This is a genomic window from Microbacterium sp. GCM10027623 (assembly GCF_042666935.1).
GTDB lineage: Bacteria > Actinomycetota > Actinomycetes > Actinomycetales > Microbacteriaceae > Microbacterium.
Genome location: NZ_JBHTHE010000002.1, coordinates 62,434 through 83,860 on the forward strand (window position 1 = coordinate 62,434; position 21,427 = coordinate 83,860).

Sequence of the window (21,427 nt, forward strand, 5' to 3'; positions counted from 1 at the left end):
GACCTTCGCCGCTCCGGGTCACTCGGGGTCGAGGTGCTCCTCGAGCAGCATGATGCCGCCGCTGGAGTTCGCCGAATGGGCCATCGCGGTGATCCATTCCGAACTGAGTGTCGGGTTCTCCGGCTCCGCGAAGACGAAACGGAGGGGGATCGAGGGGTGCAGCCAGATCGTCGTCCGGCCGGGGGGCGCATCGACCGGGTGCTTCCACGAGAGCGTGAAGCTCTCATTGCGGCGCAGCTTGGTGGCGATCACCACTTTGAGGTGAGCGAGCGCCCGATCCTCGATGACGATCGGCTCGGGATTGTTTCCGTAGAAGAGCTGGCCCATGGCACTAAACTAATGCCTCCGCGCGGTATGTTGAGGACATCCGGGGGGCTCGACCGCATGTCGACGACATCCGCCGGGGCACGACAACAGAAAGCGCAGTCGCGACCATGGGCAAGTTCATTTACGACAGCTCGATCAAGACCGAGATCGAGGACCGGGCGCTCACTCATGTGCAGCTCGTCATCACCGCGAAGCTGCGTCGGGGGGAGCCCTTTCCGTTCAGCTGGCGCGAGGATCCGAGCGTCGGCGGCGGACGCACCACCGTCTGGCTGCACTCGGGCAGTTCCCTCGTCTTCAAGTACTTCGGCAGTCGGCAGCCGGCGATCAACAGGGCGTGGGTCGAGGCGCTCGCATTCACGGCGAACACTCCGAGCGGCCTGCACCTCGTCCCCGAGCCGCCGGAGGATCAGCTCCCGCCGGACGCCGACACGCAGCGCTCCTGACCGTCTCATCGTCTAAAGAGGCGACGGGGTGTCCCGCCGTCTGGGCACCCCGGAACTCCCCTTCCCGCGGGACGGCCGGGCCACGCTCGGCGAAGCCGAGCCGCGTCGGCGCGCGTCGCCGTCGTCGTCGTCGTCGCCGCCGCCGTCGTCAGGAGCCCGATCACCCGACGTCTCCGACGCATCCTGACTCTCGGCGTCAGCCGCCGTGTCGTCGTTGGGAGGAGCCTGTGGATTCACGTGCTCGGGCATCATTCCCTGGTCCCCGATGCCGCTCATAGTGCGCCCCCGCGCTGATCGTCGTCCGATCGCTCCTCGACAGGGCCGGAGGGGGCGTCTGTTCTCAGATCGTCCGGCGCGTCCCCGGAGTGAAGGCCTTCCGCATCGAGATCGCCCTGGCCGTCCTCTCCGAGCTCGGCCGTGAGCGGGACGTCGTCCTGGGTGTCGGGCTGCAGATCGGGTCGTCCGACGATGGCGGCATCCGGCTGGGGGACGTCCTCGGCGGAATTCGATGTATCGGTCATGATGCTCCTCTCTGGAAGACGACAGGGGTTCGTGAGTCGACTCTGCGCGCCCGCGGGACGACGCGCAGGGGCGTTGACAGCCCACGGAACGCGGGGTAGTCGGCGGAGGTCTGTCCGCTCTCGCCCCTGCCCTGGCCGGGTCATGCTGTCAACCCCCTGGTCGGCCCCGGAGGGGTGACGGATGCTATGAGCACCGGTTCCTGACATGTGAAGAGAGGCGCGATGATGACCGACGAGAACTCCGATCCCCGTCACGAACACCACGACGACGAGTTCCCTGCGCAGCAGCAGAATCAGCCTGGCGACACCGCCCGGACCAGTCCGACGCCCGATCACGGCGAGGACACGTACACCGGCCATGATCGCCTTCGCGGACGCAAGGCGCTCATCACCGGCGGGGACTCCGGGATCGGTCGGGCGGTGGCGATCGCCTTCGCCCGTGAGGGCGCCGACGTCGCGATCGTCCACATGCCGGAGGAGCAGGATGACGCCGACGACACCGTGCGGGTCATCACGGAGGCGGGCGCGACGGGGATCAGCATCCGGGGCGATCTGCGCGAGGAGTCCTTCGCGACCGACGCCGTCCGGCGGGCGCGCGAGGAGATGGGCGGTCTGGACGTCCTGGTGCTCAATGCCGGGTACCAGCACGACGTGGACGGCTTCGGGTCCCTCGCGACGGAGGACATGCGGCGAGTGTTCGACACGAACCTGTGCGGCACGATCTTCACCGCGCGAGCCGCCTACCCCGACTTGGAACCCGGCGCGAGCATCATCGTCACGGCATCGATCCAGGCGTACAACCCGTCGCCGGGACTCATCGACTACGCGATGACGAAGGCCGCGCAGGTGGCGTTCGTCAAGGCGCTCGCCGAGGAGGGCGGGGAGCGCGGCATCCGGGTGAACGCGGTCGCACCCGGCCCGATCTGGACGCCGCTGATCCCGGCCACAGGGTGGGACGACGAGCGGGTCAAGACGTTCGGCTCGGACACGCCTCTGGGTCGGGCGGGGCAGCCCGCGGAACTCGCGGGAGCGTACGTCTACCTCGCATCCACCGAATCGTCATACACGTCGGGCAGCGTCCTCGCTGTGACGGGAGGAAAGCCGCTGTGAGCACCGTACTCTCCGAACCTCCGAACGCGTCCACCCCGCATGGGGCGTGGGAGCTCAACCCCATCGGTCGCGACAGCTGGCGGATCTGCGACGTCGCCCGACGGCACGCGGATGCCGATTGCCTGATCGCGTACGTCGAGCGCAACAGCACCGGCTCGCTGGACGCGCTGTGGTTGCGCAGGCCGTGCCCCCGCACCACTCGGTTCCGCGACTTCGGGGAACTGCTCGCTGCGCTGGACGCGGCCGTCGCAGCGGCCGCGGACCGCTCCGCGCCTCCCTCTCCGATCCGCCACTTCCCACCTCGCTGACCGGCTCAAACGACACTCCCATCGCGCCCGCGCCGCATCCCCGCTCCCCTCTGCGGCGCCGGGCGCGACGGGGGCGCGGGCCGCCGGGCGTAGCGTGGAGGCATGACAGACCTGCGCGCGCTGCTCGGCATTCGGCATCCGATCGTGCTCGCGCCCTTCGGAGGGTTGTCGTCCGTGGCGCTCACCGCAGCGGTGAGCGCAGCCGGAGGGCTGGGGTCGTACGGACTGTACGGCTACGACGCCGATCGGATCCGCACGACATCGGCGGCGCTGCGGGAGGCGACCGATGCGCCGTTCTCGCTGAACATCTGGCTGCCGACCGGTGACGAGGTCGGCCCGGGGCCTGCGCACGACGACCACGCGGCCGCGCTCCTCCCGTTCTTCACGGAAATGGGCCTCGAGCCGCCGGCGCGTCCCGAGCGGTACCTGCCGCCGCTGGACGAGCAGCTCGACGCGATCTGGGAGGCGGCGCCTGCTGTGCTGAGCGTGGTCTTCGGCGCGCCCTCAGCCGTGATCGTCGACGAGGCGCATCGCCGGGGAATGCGCGTCTTGGGCACGGCGACGACGGTCGCCGAGGCTGTCGCCCTGGAAGCCGGCGGCGTCGATGCGGTCGTCGCCACGGGCGCCGAGGCGGCGGGCCATCGGGTGTCCTTCCTGAAGCCGGCGGAGGAATCGCTGGTCGGTCTGGTATCACTCGTTCCCCAGGTGGCAGATGCCGTGCGCATCCCCGTCATCGCCGCCGGCGGCATCGCCGACCGACGCGGTGTCGCGGCGGCGTTCGCGCTCGGAGCGGATGGCGTGCAGGTGGGCACGTCCTTCCTCGCGACGAAGGAGTCCGCCGCGAACGAGGCCCACCGCAGGGCGATCCGATCGACGGCGGCGGATGCCGGCGTCCTCACCCGCGCGATGAGTGGCCGCCTCGCCCGCGGAGCGCGCAATCGCGCCGTCGCCGCGATCGAGGCATCCGGAGCGATCGCGCCGTTCCCCGTGCAGAACTGGCTGACCGGGCGGTTCCGCGCGGCGGCGGCGCAGCGCGGTGTCGGGGATCTGCAGTCGCTCTGGCTGGGACAGTCCGCGCCGCTCGCGCAGTGGGATGCGGCCGCCGACGCGTTCGCCGAACTGCTGGCCGGGGTGCCCGCGGTCGACTGACCGCTAGAGGATGACGGTGGAGCGTCCGTGCACGATCACGCGGTCCTCGGTGTGCCACTTCACGGCACGCGCCAGCACGAACCGCTCGACGTCGGCGCCGCGGCGCTGCAGCTCGGCGGCGGACTCCGCGTGGGTCACGCGCGTGACGTCCTGCTCGATGATCGGGCCCTCATCGAGGTCGGCCGTCGCGTAGTGCGCGGTGGCCCCGATCAGTTTCACGCCGCGGTCCTTCGCCCGCGCGTACGGGTTGGCTCCGATGAACGCCGGGAGGAAGGAGTGATGGATATTGATCACCGGCGCTCCGATGCGCTCGATGAAGTCATCGGTGAGAATCTGCATGTAGCGGGCGAGCACCACCAGGTCGACGTTGCCCTGCAGCAGTTCCAGCTGGCGGGCCTCCATCTCGGCCTTGGCATCGGGGCCCTCCCCGCGCGGCACGTGCACGAACGGCACTCCGAAGGAGCGCACGGCGGCTGCGAGGTCGGGATGGTTGGAGACGACCATGGTCACGTCGATGTCGAGCTCGCCGCGCTGCATGCGCCACAGCAGCTCCATCAGGCAGTGGTCGTACTTCGACACGAAGATCGCCACGCGTTTGCGAGCGGCGGTGTCATGCAGCGACCACTCCATCGCGAAGCGCTCCGCGACCTCCGCCAAAGAGGCCTCCAGAGCCGGCCGCTTTGCGGCGAGCCCGTCCAAGTGGAGCACCGTGCGCTGGAAGAAGCGACCGCCGACCTCGTCGGTGGAGTGCTGGTCGAGGGAGATGATGTTCGCGCCGTGCCACGCCAGGACCCCCGCGACGGCCGCGACGATGCCGGGCTGGTCATCGCAGGCGATGAGAAGACGTGCGGTGTCGGTCTGCGGCATGGATGCTCCTGGGTTGGGCGTTCCCTCGATTCTGCCCGCATCCGCCCGGGGAGACGAATCGTTACCCTGGAGACATGGTCACGACCGTCTCGCTGCTGGCCGATGCGCGCCGTCGACTGGCCGGCGTTCCGCCAGAGGCGCTGGGACTGCTGCGCTCGTCGCGCTGGCGGGCGGATCGGATCGTGCCCGCCGGAGTGGCCTGGCATCTGGGAGTGCTCCTGCTCACGGACGATGCGGTGCTGGAGACCGGCGAGATCCTGCGGGCCGCCGAGGAGGTGCGCCGCGGGTACCCGGCGGATTCCGCACGAGCCCGCGCCGAGCGGCGTGCTCAGGCCCGGCGCGGCGGGTTCGCGGAGGGCGAGCTCGTGCACGTCGGCTGGCGGCAGCTCGACGCCGACGCAGTCGATGCGGGAGTGGCATCGGGCGCGCTCGCGCTGATCGACGGCGAGCCGGGCGTGCGCTGGTCGCCGAGCGGCGGCATCATCCCCCTGCGTGGATACCTCGACGAGAAGATCGCCCTGCTGCGGGACTGATGCGCTGCGCTGACGGGAACAGGCGACGAAGCCGGACTCAGGACAGCAGGCCGGGGAACCTGCCGAGCAGATCCGCGCCGTCGACGGATGCGGAGAGAACCATCTCCTCGGTGGCGGCGTACTCGCCCGCGTCGAAGTAGCCGGACGCCCGATAGACCGCCATGCGGTCGGCGAAGTCCTGCGGTGATGCCTCCGGGTGGAACTGCGTGGCGTACAGCCGCTCGCCCGCACGGTACGCCTGAACCGGGCATGCCTCGTTCGTGGCCAGCAGCACGGCACCGGGCGGTGTCGACGCGGCGGACTCCTTGTGAGCGGTGAACACCGACATCTCCGCTCCGTTCGGCCCGAACAGAGCATCGGTCATCCCCGCCGCGGTGAGCCGGATGCGCGCCGCCTGCACGCGCTCGGGGTGCTCCATCGTCACCTGCCCACCCAGCATCCGTGTCACCACGCCGATGCCGTAGCAGGTGAACAGGGCTGCCGCCCGGCCCTCCATCGCGCGAGCGGCTATCCGCTCGAGGTCGTGCTCGACGGCGCGCTGCTCCTCGGACTTGTCGGGATCCGTGACGTTGAACGGCGAACCGCCGATCGCGAAGCCCTCGTACTGCTCCCATTCGACCGTCTCCAGCGACGCGTGCAGCAGGTCGAGTCGATCCAGGTGCCGGATGCCGAGATCGCGGGCGAACGAGCGGTGCTCGGCGTCCGCCGCACTGCGCTCCGGCCGCACGCAGACGTAGAGCACCGAGGACATGCGACGAGTCTATTCGGCCGGTTTGACGAGCACAGGGAATACCCGTCATCATGTGACGTTGAAGTTGATAGAAGTGCACTCAAGTCTGAGAGGAAGCGAAATGCCCAACGACTTCAACCAGGTGGGTCCGGGCTCGTTCGACGAGTTCCTGGCCCGCTATCTCGCGGGTGAGCAGGCGCGGCAGGGTCGGTCGATCGATCTCAGCCGGTTCCTCACCGCGCGCACCCAGCAGATCCTGCAGAGCGCGGGCCGCTTCGCGCTCGAGCGCGGTCAGACGGAGCTCGACGCGCTGCACATCCTGCGGACGATCGTCGAGGACGACAACGTCTCCGCCGCCATCGAACGCATCGGCGCCGCCCCGGACGCGATCGTCGCGGCCGTCGAGGCCCGGCTGCCGCAGAACCGCGGCGTCGCCGACGTGAATGCTGCCACATTGACTCCCAGCGCATCGCGCGCGCTGTTCCACGCCTACCAGGTCGCCCGGTCGTCGGGCTCGACCTATATCGACCCCGACCACCTGTTCTTCGCGCTCGTGCTGGGTCAGGACGTGCCGGCCGGACAGATCCTCGCGCGCGCCGGCGTCACCGCCGAAGCGCTCACGCAGGGCCTGCGCGAACCGGTCCCGGCGGGCGCCGCCGCGCAGGAGGCCGCGCCCACCGCATCCGAGACCCCCCTGCTCGACCAGTACGGCCTCGACCTCACCGCCCGCGCCCGCGCCCGCGAGCTCGACCCGGTGATCGGCCGGTCCGACGAGATCGAGCAGACGATCGAGATCCTCAGCCGCCGCACCAAGAACAACCCGGTGCTGATCGGTGAGGCCGGTGTCGGCAAGACGGCGATCGTGGAGGGGCTGGCCCGCGCGATCGTCGACGACACCGTGCCGGCTCAGTTGAAGGACCGGCGCGTGATCGCACTCGACCTGCCCGCCATGCTCTCCGGTGCGCGCTACCGGGGCGACTTCGAGGAGCGCCTGACCAAGACCATGGACGAGATCGCCGCCCACAAGGGCGAGATCATCGTCTTCATCGACGAGGTGCACACGGTGGTCGGTGCCGGTGGTTCGGGCGACAGCGGCGGCATGGACGCCGGCAATATCCTCAAGCCGCGTCTGGCTCGCGGCGAACTGCACCTGGTCGGCGCGACGACGCTGAACGAGTACCGCCGCATCGAGAAGGACCCGGCGCTCGAGCGCCGCTTCCAGCCGGTCAAGGTCGGTGAGCCGTCCATCGAGGACGCCGTGCGCATTCTCGGTGGCCTGAAGCCCGCATACGAGGAGCACCACGCGATCACCTACACCGACGCGGCGATCCGCAGCGCGGTGGAGCTGAGCGCGCGCTACCTTCCGGACCGGGTGCTGCCAGACAAGGCGATCGACCTGATCGATCAGGCCGGTGCCCGGCTGCGCCTGCGGCTGGGGCTCGTCACCGACATCGAGGCGCTGGCTGAGCAGCTCGCCGACCTGGAGATGCAGAAGGACGCCGCCGTCAGTGCCGAGCACTACGAGGAGGCCTCGCGCATCCGTGATGAGATCACGCGGGTTCAGGCTCGGATCGATGAGGTGGACGTGCCGTCATCGACGAGCGCGGCCGCCGTGGTCGACGAGCCCCAGATCGCCGCGGTGATCTCCCGCGCCACCGGCATCCCGGTCAGCCGTCTCACTGAGAGCGAGCGCGAGCGGCTCGGTGAGCTGGAGGCCGACCTCCACGCTCGCGTGATCGGGCAGGACGACGCCGTGGCCGCCGTGGCACGCTCCGTGCGCCGCAGCCGCACCGGCATGGGTGACGCGAACCGTCCCGTGGGCTCGTTCCTGTTCCTCGGACCCACCGGCGTGGGGAAGACCGAACTCGCCAAGGCGCTCGCCGACCGCCTGTTCGACGATGAGACCGCCGTGATCCGCTTCGACATGAGTGAGTTCGGCGAGCGGCACACCGTGTCACGTCTGGTCGGTGCCCCTCCCGGATACGTCGGCTACGACGAGGCCGGCCAGCTCACCGAGCGCGTGCGTCGCAACCCGTATTCGATCGTGCTGTTCGACGAGATCGAGAAGGCGCACCCCGACGTGTTCAACCTGCTGCTGCAGGTGCTCGACGACGGACGCCTGACCGACGGTCAGGGGCGCACGGTCGACTTCCGCAACACGGTGATCGTGATGACCTCGAACATCGGTTCGGAGTTCCTCGCGTCGCGGTCCGGTGCGCTCGGCTTCGTGTCCTCGCAGGACGCCTCGGGCTTCGCCTCGCAGGAGGACCTGCGGGCCCGCGTGATGGGCAAGCTGCGCGAGGCCATGCGGCCGGAGTTCCTGAACCGGATCGATGAGATCGTCATCTTCCAGAAGCTCAGTCAGGCGGAGCTCGGCCAGATCGTGCGCCTCATGCTGCAGGCGACGACGAAGCGGCTGGCGGGTCGTGAGATCGGCTTCGAGGTGACAGAGGCCGCGGTCGCCTGGCTCGGCGAGCACGGCTACGAGCCGGAATACGGTGCCCGTCCGCTGCGTCGGCTCATCCAGCGTGAGGTGGACGACCGCATCGCGGACCTGCTCGTCTCGGGTGCGCTGACCGACGGCGGTGCGGTACGAGTGGACGTGGTGGACGACGGCATCCGTGTCGACGCCCGCGTCCAGCTGGCATCCGCCGCCTGACCCCACAGCCCGTCCACATGGCGTCATGTGCCTGACGGCACGCGTGCGAGCAGCACGGTGCGCCATGTGGACGGGCGTTCAGCGCGACGAGTTGGCGGTTCGGCCGCGCACGATGCCCACGAACATTTCCACGTCGGAGGTGGTCGCCTCGATCGGCCACGCCAATGCGACCGTGGAGGTGCGCCCGCCCAGCAGCGGCCGGAAGTCGGCATCCTTGCGGTGGTGCAGACGGGCCAGCGACATCGGAACGACCAGGATTCCCGCTCCCGACGCGGCGGTCTGCACGGCGTCCTCGGTGGTGGGGATCGTCGGAAAGCTCGGCGCGAGCGTGGGCAGATCCAACGGACCCAGCACATCGTCACCGGGGGTGATCAGCACCTGACCGACCAGATCGTCGACGGTGAGGCCGTCGGTCGCCATCAGGAACGAGTCAGCCGGTGCCACCACCACGGGCACCTCGTCGTAGAGCGGGATCACATGCAGATCCTTCGCGCGATCGATCGGCAGGCGGACGAGGGCAAGATCGAGGTCGTCGATTCGCTCGCGCTGGTCGGCGAACGAGATCGGGACGAGTTCCAGCTCGACATGCGGCATCCGCTGCTTCCAGGCATCGATCCATCTGCCCGGAGTCGTGCCGGGGACCAGACCGAGACGCAGCGTGCGGGCCTCCTCCGGAGCAGTGGAGGCCGCCGGCGTCGACGCGAGCGCCGGTTTCTTCTGCGCCGCTTTGCGGGGCGCGGCCCTCTTCTGCGCCTTCTGCGCGGCTGCACCGGGTCGCGGTTGTGCGGGGCGTCGCCGGTCATTCCTCATCGCCTCAGCGTAATGGCGACCGGGTCTCGGGACGTCCCTTCTCCTCCTGTCGGGGGTCGGGGGGCGCGGTCAGCCTGCCGAGCGGATGGCCACGCAGCACTGACCGGCGTGCGGTTCGCCGTAGGCGCGCAGATCGGTGCAGTCCATTCCCTCGAGGATTCCGCCGACGAGGGCGAGATTCGCCGAGCAGACCAGCGCCGTGTGCTCACGGGCGAGAGAGTCGAACGGACAGTTCGCCAGGATCAGCGCGTCGTCCTCGGCGCGCGGCTCGAAGCCCTGTGCGGCGAGAACGTCGGCCACGCGGTCCAGATCGTCTGCCTCCGCGTGGGGATCGGGGACGGATTCTGCGATCGCCCGCCCCTCCTCATGAGCGACCTCGGTGACCGCCGTGTCGAGAGCGGTGCCGTCTGATGCCCGCTCGATGGCGCCGGCCAGCAGATGCCCGACGAGGTCGTAGCGGCGCTCGGGCAGCGACACGGAGACGGTCCCGCTCACCCGCCGATAGAGCTTCGAGGGACGTCCTGCACCGGGTCCGGAACGGCCGGTCAGTCGGCGGAACTCCGTCTCCAGCAGTCCGGCGTCGACGAGCTTGTCCAGATGGAACCTGGCCATGTGCGGCGCGATCCCGACGGCGGCGGCTGCCGCGTCTCTGCTGACCGGCTCGGACTGCGCCGCGATGTGCTCGTACAGCGCTCGCCGGGTGTCGTCGGCGAGGCTGCCGATGCTCGATACTCGTGCGGTGATGTCCATGACGACCTTCTAAAAGAAGAATGGCTTGCATTTAGAATGCGGTGCTTCTATCTTCGATAGTAACTTCTTTTAGAAAGGACGCCCGAAGATGGGTGGTCAGAGTCAGGAGCGATCTGCGTCGATGCAGAGCGGAGATCGTCTCGCATTCCTACTGCTGCGCACGGTTTTCACCGTCGCGCCGATCCTGTTCGGACTGGACAAGTTCGTCAGGATCCTCACGTCCGACTGGGAGCGCTATCTCGCGCCCTGGATGAACGACCTCATCCCGGGAGAAGCTCGCACGGCGATGGCCATCGTGGGGGTCGTCGAGATCATCGCCGGCATCCTTGTGGCCTTCCTGCCGAGGCTGGGCGGACTCGTCGTCGCGGTCTGGCTGCTCGGGATCATCGTGAGCCTGGTCGGTGTCGGCGGCTACCTCGACGTCGCCCTGCGTGATCTCGGGCTGCTCGTCGCAGCGCTGGCATTGTCGTTCCTCGCTGCAGGGCGGGGGTACGGGTGGTTGCGGAGCCGAAGCTGAACGCAGACACCCGCGCTGGACGCGGAGTGCGAAGGCGGTGGTCCAGATGCTCTGACCTCCGCCTTCTCGTGCACTCAGCGTGCGGCTGAACCGCGTCTCTGCCCGCGGCGGATCAGGCCGACCGCGCCGGTGATCAGCACCAGCACGCCGATGAGCAGCAGAAGGAACGCAGTGATCGTGCCGGGGGTGAGCGCGGCAAGCCAATCGGCGACGTCCTCCTGACGACCCCGGCTGCTCAGCATCGCGATCCCCAACCACGCGATCGCGACGAAGCAGACGCCCCACACGATCGCCGCCCAGCGGGTACGCGGCGGGGGAGCGGATGCCGTGGGAACGGCGTCCGCGGGCGGGATGGTGACGCCGCCCGCGGACGGCTCGGATGTGCTCGGCAGCGGAGTGCTCGGCTCGGTGCTCATTGTTCGGTCTCCTTGTCGGCGGGAGCGGAATAGACGACCCTGATCCACCCGGTTTCCTGATCGATGGTCACGGGGACGACGGTCAGGGTCTGCGTCGCGCCGGGCGTGCCGGGATTCCACGGTGAGGACACCGTCTCCCGGTACACGGTGCGTTCGCCGGTCCGGTGCTGCCCGGTGAACACGTCAGTGGTGCTGCCGACGGAGTTTCCCTCGGTGTCGGTGTCCATCCGGCTCCAATCCACGCGCACGTCCCCCACGGTCGCGCTGAGCCGGAGTTCCACGCCTTCGCTGACGTAGATCTCCGTGTATCCGGTGCCCTTGTGAAGGTCGATCGGGTGAGACGAACGGTCCTGCAGGTTCTGCAGAACGATCCCTGTGTTCCCGAACGGCTGCCGCACAGTGCCGCCCCCGAGGTTGGAGATGCTGGCCTCCCCGAACCTCACGTTCCCGAGCGACGCGACCCCGCCCGTGAGCAGACCCGCCGCCAGCGTCGCCGCAGTGAGGAAGGCCAGGAATCCGCTGCGCCTACGGGCGACCCCGGCGACGATCATGCCGAAAGCCAGCACGAGCGCGGCCGTGAACAGCGCCATGCCCGCGGTCGCGGCATCCGGATCCTGCGACCAGAGCCAGACCGCTGTCGCGGCCACGAGGGCCACTCCGATCACGGTCGCGATGTAGGCCACGCTCGCGCGCGGGTTCGAGACACGACTGATGCGCCGTCGCTCGGCCGCCTCTGCTGCGAAGGCGGCGGCGGTCGCCTGCCGCTCGGCGCGTGCCTGGTCGCGCGCCGCTTTCTCGGCATCCTGCTGCTGATGCCGCCAGGCCTGATCCTGCTGCTGCCAGGCCGCGTGCTGCGCACGCCAGGCCTCCAGCGCTTCGGCATCCGCCGGCGCAGGCTCGGGCACGAGGGAGGATGCCGGCGGCGCACCCCCCGAGCCGGCATCCCCCGTTCGGCTCTCCGCATCGACGGCGGCTCCCGAAGAGCCGACCGGAGCGGAGAGACGGGGAGTCTGAGCCTCGGAAGCCGTTGGAGGCGCGTCACCCCCCGCAGTGCGGCGCGCAGCCCGCACGATCAGGACGAGCAGGATGCCGACCAGCGCCAGCCCGACGATGAACAGGAAGACGCCGAAGCCGCTGACCGCATACTCGTACGTGTAAGGGCTGAAGAGACGTTCGAAGAGGAATGCGCCGGAGAGCGGTGCGACCGTCAGCATCCCGACCAGGAGGCCGGCGAGGATACCCAGCTGCGCCGGTTCGAACCGACCGCGCAGCAGCTCGCGCAGGTGGATGCGTCCTTCAGGATCCGGCAGCAGGGCCCACGCCACCGCGTAGAGGAAGATCATCGGCAGGCCGAACAGCGTCGCGACCACCAGCACACCCCGCACGATCAGCGGGTCGATGCGCAGTCGAGCGGCGATACCGGCGGCGACGCCGCCGATCCAGCCATCGGAACGGGCGATGCCGAGTCCGGCGACCCACGCGAAGAAGCGATCAGAAGGTCGGGTTGGTGCGGGGTGTTCTGTCTCGAACGGTGGCGGGGCACTCGGAAAGCTCATGTTCCGATCCTGACGGCCGAGGGGAGGACGCCGCCATGGGGTGATCCCCTGATTCGACCCTGATCCTGCTCTCCAGACCCGCCGACTCGCGCGGGCGGGTGATTGGATGGCGTCATGTCCTCTTCCGTCCTGCATTCTCCGCCGCGTCCGAGTCCGGACCCCCCTCGGCCGGAGCTGACGCGGGTACGGGAGTGCCTGATCTCCGGCACAGCGGCGGGCTTGGCCCGGCACCTCGGCGCGCGGGTCTGGCTGGTCCGGGCGATGTTCCTCGCGCTCACCGTGCTGGGCGGAGCCGGCATCCTGCTCTATCTCTGGTGCTGGACGTTCACGCCGTGGGAACAGGGCGAGAGCGCGCCGTCGAGGCGCGCGCCCGTGGCCTGGATCCTGCTGGTCGCGGGAGGGGTGCTGGAGCTGATCGTGCTGGTCTTCGACTTCGGACTCCTGGTCATGCTGGTGCCTCTGCTGGTCGGTGCCGCACTCTGGGCAGACCTCGTCGACCGCGACGACACTTCACGAGGGCCTCGGCACGCGATCGTCGTGCGCGCCCTGGCCGTCGTGCTGATCCTGATCCTGCTCATCGCGGTGCTGGTGAGGCCGCTGAATTCGGTCCTGCTGCTGGTGCCGTTCGCGGGCCTGCTGGCCATGTTCGCCTCGTCGCTCATCCACCGCTGGCGAGAACTCGCCGGGGAGCGCATCCGCCGCATCCGCGAGGAGCAGCGCAGCGAGATGGCTGCGCACCTGCATGACTCGGTGCTGCAGACTCTCGCACTGATCCAGAACCGCGCCGGTGCCTCCAGCGAAGCCGCTCGCCTGGCCCGCGCGCAGGAACGCGAGCTGCGGGCCTGGCTGTACGACGGCGACGCACCCGCTGACAGCGACCTGGCCACCGACCTGCGCGATTACGCGGGTGCGCTCGAGCTGGACTACCCCGTGCGCATCGACGTGGTCTCCGCCGGGCTGTCGACCGAGCGAGCCAGCGGGGAGCTGGCGGCCGCCGCCCGGGAGGCGATGCTCAACGCCGCACGACACGCCGGGGGCGAGATCTCGGTGTACATCGAGGGAGCCGCGACCGGTGTGGACGTGTTCATCCGCGACCGGGGAGCGGGCTTCACCCTCGACGATGTGCCCGACGACCGCCTGGGCGTGCGGCAGTCGATCATCGGACGGATGCGGCGCGTCGGCGGGTCGGCGCGGCTGCGCAGCGATCACGGCGGGACCGAGGTGCACCTGCAGATCGCGGGCACGCACACCAGGGCGACGGAGGACGCATGAGCGATGGCATCCGTGTGGTGATCGTCGACGATCACTCGATCTTCCGCTCCGGGCTGCGCGCCGATCTCGACGACACCGTCGACGTGGTCGGCGAGGCCGCGGACGTCGCCTCCGCGATCGCGACCGTCCGCGAGACCGCGCCGGACGTCGTGCTCCTGGACGTGCATCTGCCCGGTGGCCCCGGCGGGGATGAGACCGGCGGCGAGTCCGTCATCCGCGGCAGCGCCCCCACCACGGCGCGTTTCCTCGCGCTGAGCGTGTCGGATGCCGCGGAGGATGTCGTCCGCGTGATCCGTGCGGGCGCCCGCGGGTACATCACCAAGGGATCCTCGGGCATCGAGGTCTCGCAGGCCGTGCACGCGGTGGCAGGCGGTGATGCGGTCTTCTCTCCCCGCCTCGCGGGGTTCGTGCTCGACGCGTTCGGTGCCGTGGCGGGGGAGACCGCAGCGGTGGACGACGAACTCGACCGGCTGTCGGCCCGGGAGCAGGAGGTCATGCGCCTCATCGCCCGCGGCTACGCCTACAAGGAGGTCGCGACCGAGCTGTTCATCTCGATAAAGACCGTCGAGACGCACGTGTCCGCTGTGCTGCGCAAGCTGCAGCTCTCCTCGCGCCACGAGCTCACGGCGTGGGCATCGGAGCGCCGCCTGCTCTGAGCAGGCGGCGCTCCGTTCGGACTGCGAGCGGCGTTCAGGCGGCCAGCCAGAGCCCCTTGGGGTCGGTGGCGATACGGAGTCCGGCGGCGACGGTCTCATCATCGCCGATCCGCGCCCCGCGGGCGATGCGCGCTCCAGCGCCGATATCGGTGCGGACACCGACGTGTGCGCCGGCTCCGATCACGGCGCCTTGTCCGATGTGCGCGTGTGCGTCGATGTAGGCGTTCTCGCCGACCACGGCATCCGAGTCGACCCAGGCGCCGCGCACGATCCGCGCGCCGGCTCCGATCTTGGCCCCGGGTTCGACATAGGCCCCGGCTTCGATGAGCGCCTTCGGGTTGACCTTCGCGCCGTGCGCGACGAGACCGCGACCGTTGACGTGCTTGCGATATCGCAGCGTCTCGCCTCGGTCGTCCTCGATGTCGATGTAGTTCTTACCCACTTTTCCTCCCGTGTCCGGAGACTTCCGGATATAGGTGCAACCACGAGTCACGCGAATTCATTCCCCAGACGGGATGACCCCGCCGCGGACCGGTCCGTGCAGGCGCAGCCGCCTCGCGAGCGCAGGTGCTGGCGCAACCGACTCGCGGTCAGCGCTGACAGTTCGGGCACCAGAAGGTGATGCGCTTGCGGGTCGGATCAGCGCCCAGTTCGCCCCGGCGGATCAGGGTTCCGCACCGGCGGCAGGGGCGGTTCGCCCGTCCGTACACCCAGTCCGTGAAGCCGCGGCGGGCGTCGCCGGTGAAGGTCCGGTCGACGCGGTCGCGGTTGGCGCGGATCGTGCGCACCCCGAGGGTGATGAGGGCCTCCAGATCGACGTCCGCGGCGGGAGTCTCGGGCAGGACTCCGCGCAGGAACAGCAGTTCTGCGGCGTACTCGTTGCCGAACCCGGCCACGTTGCGCTGATCGAGGAGGGCGACATGGACACTGCGGGTGTCGGCGCTGAGCCGGCGGAGGGCTTCCGTGGCGTCCCAATCGTCGGAGAGCGGATCCGGGCCGAGATGCCCGACCAGCTCCTCCTCATCGCGGGTGGCGACGACCTTCACCTCGGCGAGGTCGATGCCGACGGCCTCCCTCATCGCCGTGCCGACGATCGCGCGCACCCTGAACGCCGGGTGCCGCCATTTCTCGCCCGGACGGTAGAGGCGCCACGCGCCATCCATGCGCAGATGAGAATGCAGAGTCCGATCGCCGATGCGCATGAGGATGTGCTTGCCGCGCGGAACGACCCCGTGCACGGGTCGGCCCGTGAGGTCGACGGTGGCTGCGCGGGGGACGCGCAGGTCGAACCGGGTGACGATCTGGCCCCGCAGCGCCTGGTCGAGCCGCCGAGTCGTCTGGAAGACGGTGTCCCCCTCAGGCATGGGTGACGCCGCCAGGTGCCGGCTGATCGAGCAGGTCGCGTGCGAGCAGCGTCGCACCGGCGACCGCCGTGGGCATGATGAACACGGCGCCCAGCGGCACCATGAAGCACAGCTGCGTCGCAATGCCGAAGCCCAGCAGACGCGAGCGCCGTGCGGCGAACATCCGCGAGCGGATGTCACTGGGCACGTCCCGGGCGTTGAACGCCCGGCCGGTGAGCTCACGCGCCAGCAGACGTCCGGTGAGCAGGACGCCGACCACTGTGGCGAGCACGGCCCCGACGACCGGGATGATCCCGATCAGCAGGGCGAGGATCGCGACGAGCACACCGAGCGCGACCAGACGCACGCTCTCACCGAGTGCCACCCGCAGTCCGCCGTCGCCCTCGGGGATCTGCCCGCCGAGGTCCCTCTCGACGGCACGCCAGATGCGCTGGTAGAACGGGTCGCCGATCAGCAGGGTGAGTGCTGTGAACACCACGCTCGCCAGCACCAGGGCACCGATCGCGATGACGAGCCCCATCGCGGATCGCAGTGCGGTGGCCCAGAACGGATCCCAGCCGTCGGCGAACGGCGTCATCCATGTGGTGAGAGCGCCGAGGGAGAGGAGCAGGGGCAGGAGCGCCGCGATCAGCAGCGCCAGTGCGATGAGGCCCGGGATGAGTCCGAGGACCATCAGCCCCGGGCGCGTGCGCCAGTATCCGAAGCCGCGTCCGAGGAACCGGACGCCGGTGAAGAACTCGCTGATCACCGTCAGCCTCCTCAGGTCGCTTTCCGCAACGCGTAGCCGCGCGGGGTGGGGACGAAGCCGGCCTCCTGCAGGGCGAGCGCGAACGGCGTGCCATAGACGCCCGCGCCGTTGATCTTCTCGACGGTGAGCGTCTCCAGTCGGCGTGCCCGCGATGTGGCGGCGAGGTCGGATGCCGCAGCGCGCAGCGTGTCCGGATCGTCGTCGAAGGCGAGCACGGTGCGGCCCCCGCGTTCCAGGTACAGGACGAGCGCCCCGTCGACGAGCACCACCAGCCCGCCGGCCTTGCGGCCCGGCCGGTGTGAGACCTCATCCAGTCGCGGCCAGGCCAGCGCGGCACCGTACGGGTTCGCCGGGTCGGTCGCGGCGAGCGTGATCGCCTGCCGCGGCGGGGGGTCGGCGAGTCCGGAGAAGGTGCGCAGCCGGTCGACCGTGGTGGAGGCCGCGAACTGGGCGGCCCCGAGTCTCTCGATCACGTAGCCGCGCCGCGCATGCCCGGCATCCTCGAACCCGGCGAGGACGCGGTAGGTCTGGGCGAAGCCTCCTGGAACACCTTCGGCCTGCACGGAGCCCCTGGTCACGACCCCATAGCGGTCGAGCAGCAGACCCGCCGTCACCGTCGCGCGACGCGCGACATCCGGGTCCGTGTCGGGCAGCACCGCCCAGCGCCCGCCGAGTCCTGTCGCCGACGGACGCGCCGCGGGCCGCGCCAGGGAGATCCCTCGGTACGTGCGGGTGCGGGGTGCGCGCCGAGTGGTCTTGTGCGCCTGCGATCCGCCCGCCAGCAGCGCCCGCACCGGTGAGAACGTGTCGTTGGTGATGTGCCCCTGCCAGGTCAGCGTCCACAGGGCGTCGAGCACGGACTGCTCGTTCTCGGCGGAGGTCAGTGCCTTCAGCGCACCGGCGAACGACGCGCCGCTGAGCCGCAGCGTGTCGAGGACCCTCTCTTCGAGAGAACCGGGCGCAGGGGACTCCTCAGGAATCGGGAGCGTGAAGGGCGCGAGATCGGACGGATGCAGTGACACCCAGCCGTCCCTGCCCGGCAGCGCGCCGTGACCCGCCCAGACGACCTCGCCGGCCGCCGTCAGCTCGTCCAGAAGTGCGGGCGCGTAGTCGCGGACGCGTCCGGGCAGCACCAGCGACTCCCACGCGCTTGCCGGGATCGGGACCCCCGCGAACTGCTCGATGACGCTCAGCACCCCGTCGACCCCCTCGAGCGGCCGGGTCAGGTGCTGCCAGTCCGGCAGGAAGCGTGCGAACGCCTGCGGACCGACCGGCTCCACGCTGCCGCGGATCGCCGCGAGGGACCGCATCCGCAGGCGGCGCAGCACCTCGGCGTCGCACCACTCCTTGGCCCCGGTGGGGTCGGCGTCCGACGCCGGCAGGAAGTACCCGCTGGTCAGGCGTCCTGCGGACTCGAGTCGCTGCAGCGTGTGCCTGGCGACCGCCGTGCCGATCCCGAAGCGGGCGGCGACGGCATCCGTCGTGAAGGGGCCGTGCGTGCGGGCATGGCGTGAGACGAGGTCGCCGAGCGGGTCGGCGACGGGTTCCAGGAACGCGACGGGGACGCCGGTGGGCAGCGCCGCGCCGAGTGCATCCCGCAGCCGCCCCGCATCCTCGATCACGGCGACCCGGGCGTGACCGGCGATCGTGACCGGGATGGCCCGGCGCGCGGTGACGAGGTCGGCGAGCAGCGCCGCCGCGTGCGGTGCCTCCGCATCCTCCAGCCGCTCGGCGATCTCGCCCGCGTCCATCGGGCCGAGCATGCGCAGCAGGTCGGCGACGCCCTCGAGCCCCCGCGCACGCCGCTGCGGGTCCAGACGCTGCACCTCGCGCTCGAACTGCACGATGACATCCGGGTCGAGCAGCTCGCGCATCTCGACCGTCCCGAGCAGCTCACCGAGCAGCGAGGGATCGACAGAGAGCGCCGCTGCGCGCCGTTCGGCGAGGGGCGAGTCGCCCTCGTACATGAACGCCCCGACGTAGCCGAACAGCAGATCGCGGGCGTACGGGGAGGGCTGGGCGGGTTCGGTCTCGACCAGGCGGATGCGCCGCTCGGAGACGTCCGTGATGAGCCGCCGCAGCGACGGCAGGTCGTAGACGTCCTGCAGCACCTCGCGCAGGGTCTCCAGGATGACGGGGAACGTCGGATGACGCCTGGCGACCTCCAGCAGCTGGGCTGACCGCTGTCGCTGCTGCCACAGCGGTGTGCGCTTGTTCGGGTTCATCCGCGGCATCAGCAGGGCGCGTGCCGCGCACTCCCGAAAGCGGGAGGCGAACAGTGCCGACCCGCCGACCTCGGCCGTGACGATCTGCTCCAGCTCGTCGGCGTCGAACACGAACAGATCAGCGCCGGGCGGTTCGGCGTCCGCGTCCGGGATGCGCACGATGATGCCGTCGTCGCTGGCGACGGCGGATCCCTCGACGCCCAGGCGCTCGCGGATCCGCGCGTTGATCGCCAGCGCCCAGGGCGCATGCACCTTCATGCCGTACGGCGAATGCAGGATGACGCGCCAGTCGCCGACCTCGTCGTGACCGCGCTCGACGGTCAGCGTCCGATCGGTCGGCAGCGTGCCCGTCGCCTCGCGCTGTTCGGTCAGGTACCCCATCAGGTTGTCGCGCGCCCGCTCGTCGAGACCCGCCTCGATCAGCCGCTGCTGCGCCTTGGCAGCGCCGGCCGTGGACACTTCACGCGAGAAGCGCCCGAGCGCCTCGCCGAGCTCGAAGGGGCGGCCGATGCCGTCGCCGTGCCAGAACGGCACCTTTCCCGGCTGGCCGTACGCGGGGATCACGTTCACGCGGTCGTGGGTGATCTCCGCGATCCGCCAGCTCGTCGTGCCGAGCGTGAACACGTCGCCCACCCGCGACTCGTAGACCATCTCCTCGTCCAGCTCGCCGACCCTTGCGCCGGTGGACTCCCCGGCGACGAAGACGCCGAACAGGCCGCGATCCGGGATGGTCCCACCGCTGGTGACGGCGATGCGCTGTGCGCCCGGACGGCCGGTGAGCGTTCCGGCATCCCGATCCCACACCACCCGAGGACGCAACTCGGCGAACTCGTCCGACGGGTACTTGCCCGCCAGGAGGTCGAGGGTCGCCTCGTACGCGGAGCGCGGCAGAGTCTGGAAGGGGGCACTGCGCCGCACCGTCTCGTACCACTCCTCGACCGAGATCGCTTCGAGCGCACAGGCGGCGACGGTCTGCTGCGCGAGGATGTCGAGCGGGTTCCGCGGCACGCTGATCGCCTCGATCTGACCCTTCAGCATCCGCTCGGTGACGATCGCGGTGTGCAGCACATCGCCGCGGTGCTTCGGGAACAGCGACGCCCTGCTGATCTCGCCGACCTGGTGACCGGCACGGCCGACGCGCTGCAGGCCGGAGGCCGCCGAGGGCGGCGCCTCCACCTGGATGACGAGGTCGACGGCGCCCATGTCGATGCCGAGCTCCAGGCTGCTGGTGGCCACCACACAGCGCAGCACCCCGGACTTCAGCTCCTCCTCGACGATCGCGCGCTGTTCCTTGGAGACCGAACCGTGGTGCGCCTTCGCGAGCACCGGGTCGGCTCCCGCGGTCGCACCGGCCTGCGCCGCCCCGACCGACCCTCCAGCCGGCGCACTCGTGCCTCCCGAAGCCTCTGCTGCGGGGGCCCGTGCGGCCGGCAGCGCCGCGGAATCGGGCAGCGTGACCCCGATCCGCTCGGCGTAGATCTCGTTCAGTCGGCCGGTGAGCCGCTCAGCCAGCCGGCGGGAATTCGCGAACACGATCGTCGAGCGGTTCTCGAGGACCTTGTCGACGATCGCCTCCTCGACATGCGGCCACACGGAGCCGGTGACCTCCGTGTACTCCGCAGGCTCTCCGGGATCGACTGCCGAAGCGCCCGGCGGCGGGGGAGGGTTCCGCATGTCATCGATGGGCACGACGACGCCCAGCTCGAACGTCTTCACCGCGCGCGGCGCCACGATGTCGACCGGCGCCGAACCGCCCAGGAAGCGGGCGACCTCATCGATCGGGCGCACGGTCGCCGACAGACCGATGCGCTGGGCCGGCCGCTCGGCCCCGCGCGCCGTGCGCAAGGCGTCCAGCCGCTCGAGGCTCACGGCGAGGTGCGCACCGCGCTTGGTCGCGGCGACCGCGTGGACCTCGTCGATGATCACCGTGTGCACGCCGCGCAGCGTCTCACCGGCACGGCTGGTGAGCATCAGATAGAGCGACTCGGGCGTGGTGATGAGGATGTCGGGAGGCTCGCTCACGAGCTTGCGCCTGTCGCTCGCCGTGGTGTCGCCCGAGCGCACCCCGACGGTCACCGGGGGCACCGGCAGTCCCAAGCGGTGAGCGGATTGCCCGATGCCGATCAGGGGCGAGCGCAGGTTGCGCTCGACGTCGACGCCGAGCGCCTTCAGCGGTGAGATGTAGAGGACGCGGGTGCCCGGTTCGTCCGCGCCGGTGATCTTCTCCCGGAAAGTGCTGTCGATCGCCCACAGGAACGCGGACAGTGTCTTGCCCGACCCGGTCGGTGCGACGACGAGGGCGTTGCGATCGTCGGAGATCGCCTCCCAGGCTCCGACCTGCGCGGGGGTGGGCGCATCGAACGCCCCGCGGAACCAGTCCTGGGTCGCGGGAGTGAAGCGCTCGAGCACATCCGGCACCCCTCCATCATGCGGCAGGCCGCCGACATCCGGTTCGCCGGTTCCCGC

Annotated in this window: 21 protein-coding genes; 9 read left to right on the forward strand and 12 right to left on the reverse strand. The window is 70.1% G+C overall.

Going from position 1 to position 21,427, the window contains the following annotated elements:
- Positions 1-18: 18 nt before the first annotated feature.
- A complete protein-coding gene (locus tag ACFQY2_RS07520; RefSeq protein WP_378745115.1) occupies positions 19-327 on the reverse strand; it encodes a hypothetical protein in 309 nt (102 codons plus the stop codon).
- A gap of 107 nt (positions 328-434) precedes the next feature.
- Here ACFQY2_RS07520 and ACFQY2_RS07525 point away from each other — a divergent pair, with 107 nt between their 5' ends.
- The gene (locus tag ACFQY2_RS07525) at positions 435-770 is read left to right on the forward strand and encodes an ATP-dependent DNA ligase (RefSeq protein WP_378745116.1); all 336 of its coding nucleotides are present in this window, start codon (positions 435-437) and stop codon (positions 768-770) included.
- 272 nt (positions 771-1,042) lie between these two features.
- Here the strand turns inward: ACFQY2_RS07525 and ACFQY2_RS07530 are convergent, their stop codons facing one another.
- The gene (locus tag ACFQY2_RS07530; protein WP_378745117.1) at positions 1,043-1,291 is read right to left on the reverse strand and encodes a hypothetical protein; all 249 of its coding nucleotides are present in this window, start codon (positions 1,289-1,291) and stop codon (positions 1,043-1,045) included.
- A 225-nt stretch (positions 1,292-1,516) separates the two neighbouring features.
- On the opposite strand from ACFQY2_RS07530, the gene ACFQY2_RS07535 reads away from it, so the two are divergent.
- From ACFQY2_RS07535 to ACFQY2_RS07545, 3 genes are all read left to right on the forward strand, one after another.
- Positions 1,517-2,401 carry an SDR family oxidoreductase gene (locus ACFQY2_RS07535; protein WP_378746139.1) on the forward strand — a complete coding sequence of 295 codons (885 nt, stop codon included), beginning with the start codon at positions 1,517-1,519 and terminating at the stop codon, positions 2,399-2,401.
- Complete coding sequence (locus ACFQY2_RS07540; RefSeq protein ID WP_378745118.1) at positions 2,398-2,709, forward strand: hypothetical protein; 312 nt, start codon at positions 2,398-2,400, stop codon at positions 2,707-2,709. Before ACFQY2_RS07535 ends, ACFQY2_RS07540 begins: the two co-directional genes overlap by 4 nt.
- Positions 2,710-2,811: 102 nt before the next feature.
- Positions 2,812-3,858 carry an NAD(P)H-dependent flavin oxidoreductase gene (locus tag ACFQY2_RS07545; protein ID WP_378745119.1) on the forward strand — a complete coding sequence of 349 codons (1,047 nt, stop codon included), beginning with the start codon at positions 2,812-2,814 and terminating at the stop codon, positions 3,856-3,858.
- A gap of 3 nt (positions 3,859-3,861) precedes the next feature.
- Here the strand turns inward: ACFQY2_RS07545 and purU are convergent, their stop codons facing one another.
- Positions 3,862-4,725, reverse strand: a complete 864-nt coding sequence (gene purU / locus ACFQY2_RS07550) for a formyltetrahydrofolate deformylase (protein ID WP_378745120.1) — start codon at positions 4,723-4,725, stop codon at positions 3,862-3,864.
- A gap of 74 nt (positions 4,726-4,799) precedes the next feature.
- On the opposite strand from purU, the gene ACFQY2_RS07555 reads away from it, so the two are divergent.
- Complete coding sequence (locus tag ACFQY2_RS07555; protein WP_378745121.1) at positions 4,800-5,258, forward strand: glutaminase; 459 nt, start codon at positions 4,800-4,802, stop codon at positions 5,256-5,258.
- A gap of 37 nt (positions 5,259-5,295) precedes the next feature.
- On the opposite strand, the gene ACFQY2_RS07560 is transcribed toward ACFQY2_RS07555, so the two are convergent.
- A complete protein-coding gene (locus tag ACFQY2_RS07560) occupies positions 5,296-6,009 on the reverse strand; it encodes a GMP synthase (RefSeq protein ID WP_378745122.1) in 714 nt (237 codons plus the stop codon).
- A gap of 100 nt (positions 6,010-6,109) precedes the next feature.
- On the opposite strand from ACFQY2_RS07560, the gene ACFQY2_RS07565 reads away from it, so the two are divergent.
- Positions 6,110-8,647, forward strand: a complete 2,538-nt coding sequence (locus tag ACFQY2_RS07565) for an ATP-dependent Clp protease ATP-binding subunit (RefSeq protein ID WP_378745123.1) — start codon at positions 6,110-6,112, stop codon at positions 8,645-8,647.
- Positions 8,648-8,725: 78 nt separating this feature from the next.
- On the opposite strand, the gene ACFQY2_RS07570 is transcribed toward ACFQY2_RS07565, so the two are convergent.
- Together ACFQY2_RS07570 and ACFQY2_RS07575 are read right to left on the reverse strand one after the other, a co-directional pair.
- A complete protein-coding gene (locus tag ACFQY2_RS07570; protein ID WP_378745124.1) occupies positions 8,726-9,457 on the reverse strand; it encodes a LysR substrate-binding domain-containing protein in 732 nt (243 codons plus the stop codon).
- A 69-nt stretch (positions 9,458-9,526) separates the two neighbouring features.
- Entirely contained in the window at positions 9,527-10,207 is a 681-nt protein-coding gene (locus ACFQY2_RS07575) for a helix-turn-helix transcriptional regulator (RefSeq protein ID WP_378745125.1), read from the reverse strand.
- A gap of 121 nt (positions 10,208-10,328) precedes the next feature.
- On the opposite strand from ACFQY2_RS07575, the gene ACFQY2_RS07580 reads away from it, so the two are divergent.
- Positions 10,329-10,724, forward strand: a complete 396-nt coding sequence (locus tag ACFQY2_RS07580) for a hypothetical protein (protein WP_378745126.1) — start codon at positions 10,329-10,331, stop codon at positions 10,722-10,724.
- Positions 10,725-10,798: 74 nt separating this feature from the next.
- Here ACFQY2_RS07580 and ACFQY2_RS07585 read toward each other — a convergent pair whose 3' ends face one another.
- Together ACFQY2_RS07585 and ACFQY2_RS07590 are read right to left on the reverse strand one after the other, a co-directional pair.
- Positions 10,799-11,140: a hypothetical protein gene (locus tag ACFQY2_RS07585; protein WP_378745127.1), complete on the reverse strand. Its 342-nt coding sequence runs from the start codon at positions 11,138-11,140 to the stop codon at positions 10,799-10,801.
- A complete protein-coding gene (locus ACFQY2_RS07590; RefSeq protein ID WP_378745128.1) occupies positions 11,137-12,696 on the reverse strand; it encodes a PspC domain-containing protein in 1,560 nt (519 codons plus the stop codon). The genes ACFQY2_RS07585 and ACFQY2_RS07590 overlap by 4 nt, the downstream gene beginning before the upstream one ends.
- A gap of 114 nt (positions 12,697-12,810) precedes the next feature.
- Between ACFQY2_RS07590 and ACFQY2_RS07595 the strand changes: the two genes are divergently transcribed.
- On the forward strand, positions 12,811-13,968 hold the full coding sequence (locus ACFQY2_RS07595; RefSeq protein ID WP_378745129.1) for a PspC domain-containing protein: 1,158 nt from the start codon (positions 12,811-12,813) through the stop codon (positions 13,966-13,968).
- On the forward strand, positions 13,965-14,624 hold the full coding sequence (locus tag ACFQY2_RS07600; RefSeq protein WP_378745130.1) for a LuxR C-terminal-related transcriptional regulator: 660 nt from the start codon (positions 13,965-13,967) through the stop codon (positions 14,622-14,624). The genes ACFQY2_RS07595 and ACFQY2_RS07600 overlap by 4 nt, the downstream gene beginning before the upstream one ends.
- A 34-nt stretch (positions 14,625-14,658) precedes the next feature.
- On the opposite strand, the gene ACFQY2_RS07605 is transcribed toward ACFQY2_RS07600, so the two are convergent.
- From ACFQY2_RS07605 to ACFQY2_RS07620, 4 genes are all read right to left on the reverse strand, one after another.
- Positions 14,659-15,066 (reverse strand): transferase, encoded by a 408-nt coding sequence (locus tag ACFQY2_RS07605; protein WP_378745131.1) that lies wholly within the window; start codon positions 15,064-15,066, stop codon positions 14,659-14,661.
- Between the two features lie 148 nt (positions 15,067-15,214).
- A complete protein-coding gene (locus tag ACFQY2_RS07610) occupies positions 15,215-15,988 on the reverse strand; it encodes a DNA-formamidopyrimidine glycosylase family protein (protein ID WP_378745132.1) in 774 nt (257 codons plus the stop codon).
- Entirely contained in the window at positions 15,981-16,736 is a 756-nt protein-coding gene (locus ACFQY2_RS07615) for an EI24 domain-containing protein (protein ID WP_378745133.1), read from the reverse strand. Before ACFQY2_RS07615 ends, ACFQY2_RS07610 begins: the two co-directional genes overlap by 8 nt.
- Before the next feature lie 11 nt (positions 16,737-16,747).
- A complete protein-coding gene (locus ACFQY2_RS07620) occupies positions 16,748-21,379 on the reverse strand; it encodes an ATP-dependent helicase (RefSeq protein ID WP_378745134.1) in 4,632 nt (1,543 codons plus the stop codon).
- Positions 21,380-21,427: the final 48 nt, after the last annotated feature.

Coding starts and splice junctions, on each gene's coding strand:
- ACFQY2_RS07595 (WP_378745129.1), top strand. CDS start 12,811: ATGTCCTCTTCCGTCCTGCATTCTCCGCCGCGTCCGAGTCCGGACCCC.
- ACFQY2_RS07590 (WP_378745128.1), bottom strand. CDS start 12,696: ATGAGCTTTCCGAGTGCCCCGCCACCGTTCGAGACAGAACACCCCGCA.
- ACFQY2_RS07585 (WP_378745127.1), bottom strand. CDS start 11,140: ATGAGCACCGAGCCGAGCACTCCGCTGCCGAGCACATCCGAGCCGTCC.
- ACFQY2_RS07535 (WP_378746139.1), top strand. CDS start 1,517: ATGACCGACGAGAACTCCGATCCCCGTCACGAACACCACGACGACGAG.
- ACFQY2_RS07520 (WP_378745115.1), bottom strand. CDS start 327: ATGGGCCAGCTCTTCTACGGAAACAATCCCGAGCCGATCGTCATCGAG.
- ACFQY2_RS07610 (WP_378745132.1), bottom strand. CDS start 15,988: ATGCCTGAGGGGGACACCGTCTTCCAGACGACTCGGCGGCTCGACCAG.
- ACFQY2_RS07580 (WP_378745126.1), top strand. CDS start 10,329: ATGCAGAGCGGAGATCGTCTCGCATTCCTACTGCTGCGCACGGTTTTC.
- ACFQY2_RS07600 (WP_378745130.1), top strand. CDS start 13,965: ATGAGCGATGGCATCCGTGTGGTGATCGTCGACGATCACTCGATCTTC.
- ACFQY2_RS07555 (WP_378745121.1), top strand. CDS start 4,800: ATGGTCACGACCGTCTCGCTGCTGGCCGATGCGCGCCGTCGACTGGCC.
- ACFQY2_RS07560 (WP_378745122.1), bottom strand. CDS start 6,009: ATGTCCTCGGTGCTCTACGTCTGCGTGCGGCCGGAGCGCAGTGCGGCG.
- ACFQY2_RS07570 (WP_378745124.1), bottom strand. CDS start 9,457: ATGAGGAATGACCGGCGACGCCCCGCACAACCGCGACCCGGTGCAGCC.
- ACFQY2_RS07530 (WP_378745117.1), bottom strand. CDS start 1,291: ATGACCGATACATCGAATTCCGCCGAGGACGTCCCCCAGCCGGATGCC.
- ACFQY2_RS07525 (WP_378745116.1), top strand. CDS start 435: ATGGGCAAGTTCATTTACGACAGCTCGATCAAGACCGAGATCGAGGAC.
- ACFQY2_RS07575 (WP_378745125.1), bottom strand. CDS start 10,207: ATGGACATCACCGCACGAGTATCGAGCATCGGCAGCCTCGCCGACGAC.
- purU (WP_378745120.1), bottom strand. CDS start 4,725: ATGCCGCAGACCGACACCGCACGTCTTCTCATCGCCTGCGATGACCAG.
- ACFQY2_RS07565 (WP_378745123.1), top strand. CDS start 6,110: ATGCCCAACGACTTCAACCAGGTGGGTCCGGGCTCGTTCGACGAGTTC.
- ACFQY2_RS07545 (WP_378745119.1), top strand. CDS start 2,812: ATGACAGACCTGCGCGCGCTGCTCGGCATTCGGCATCCGATCGTGCTC.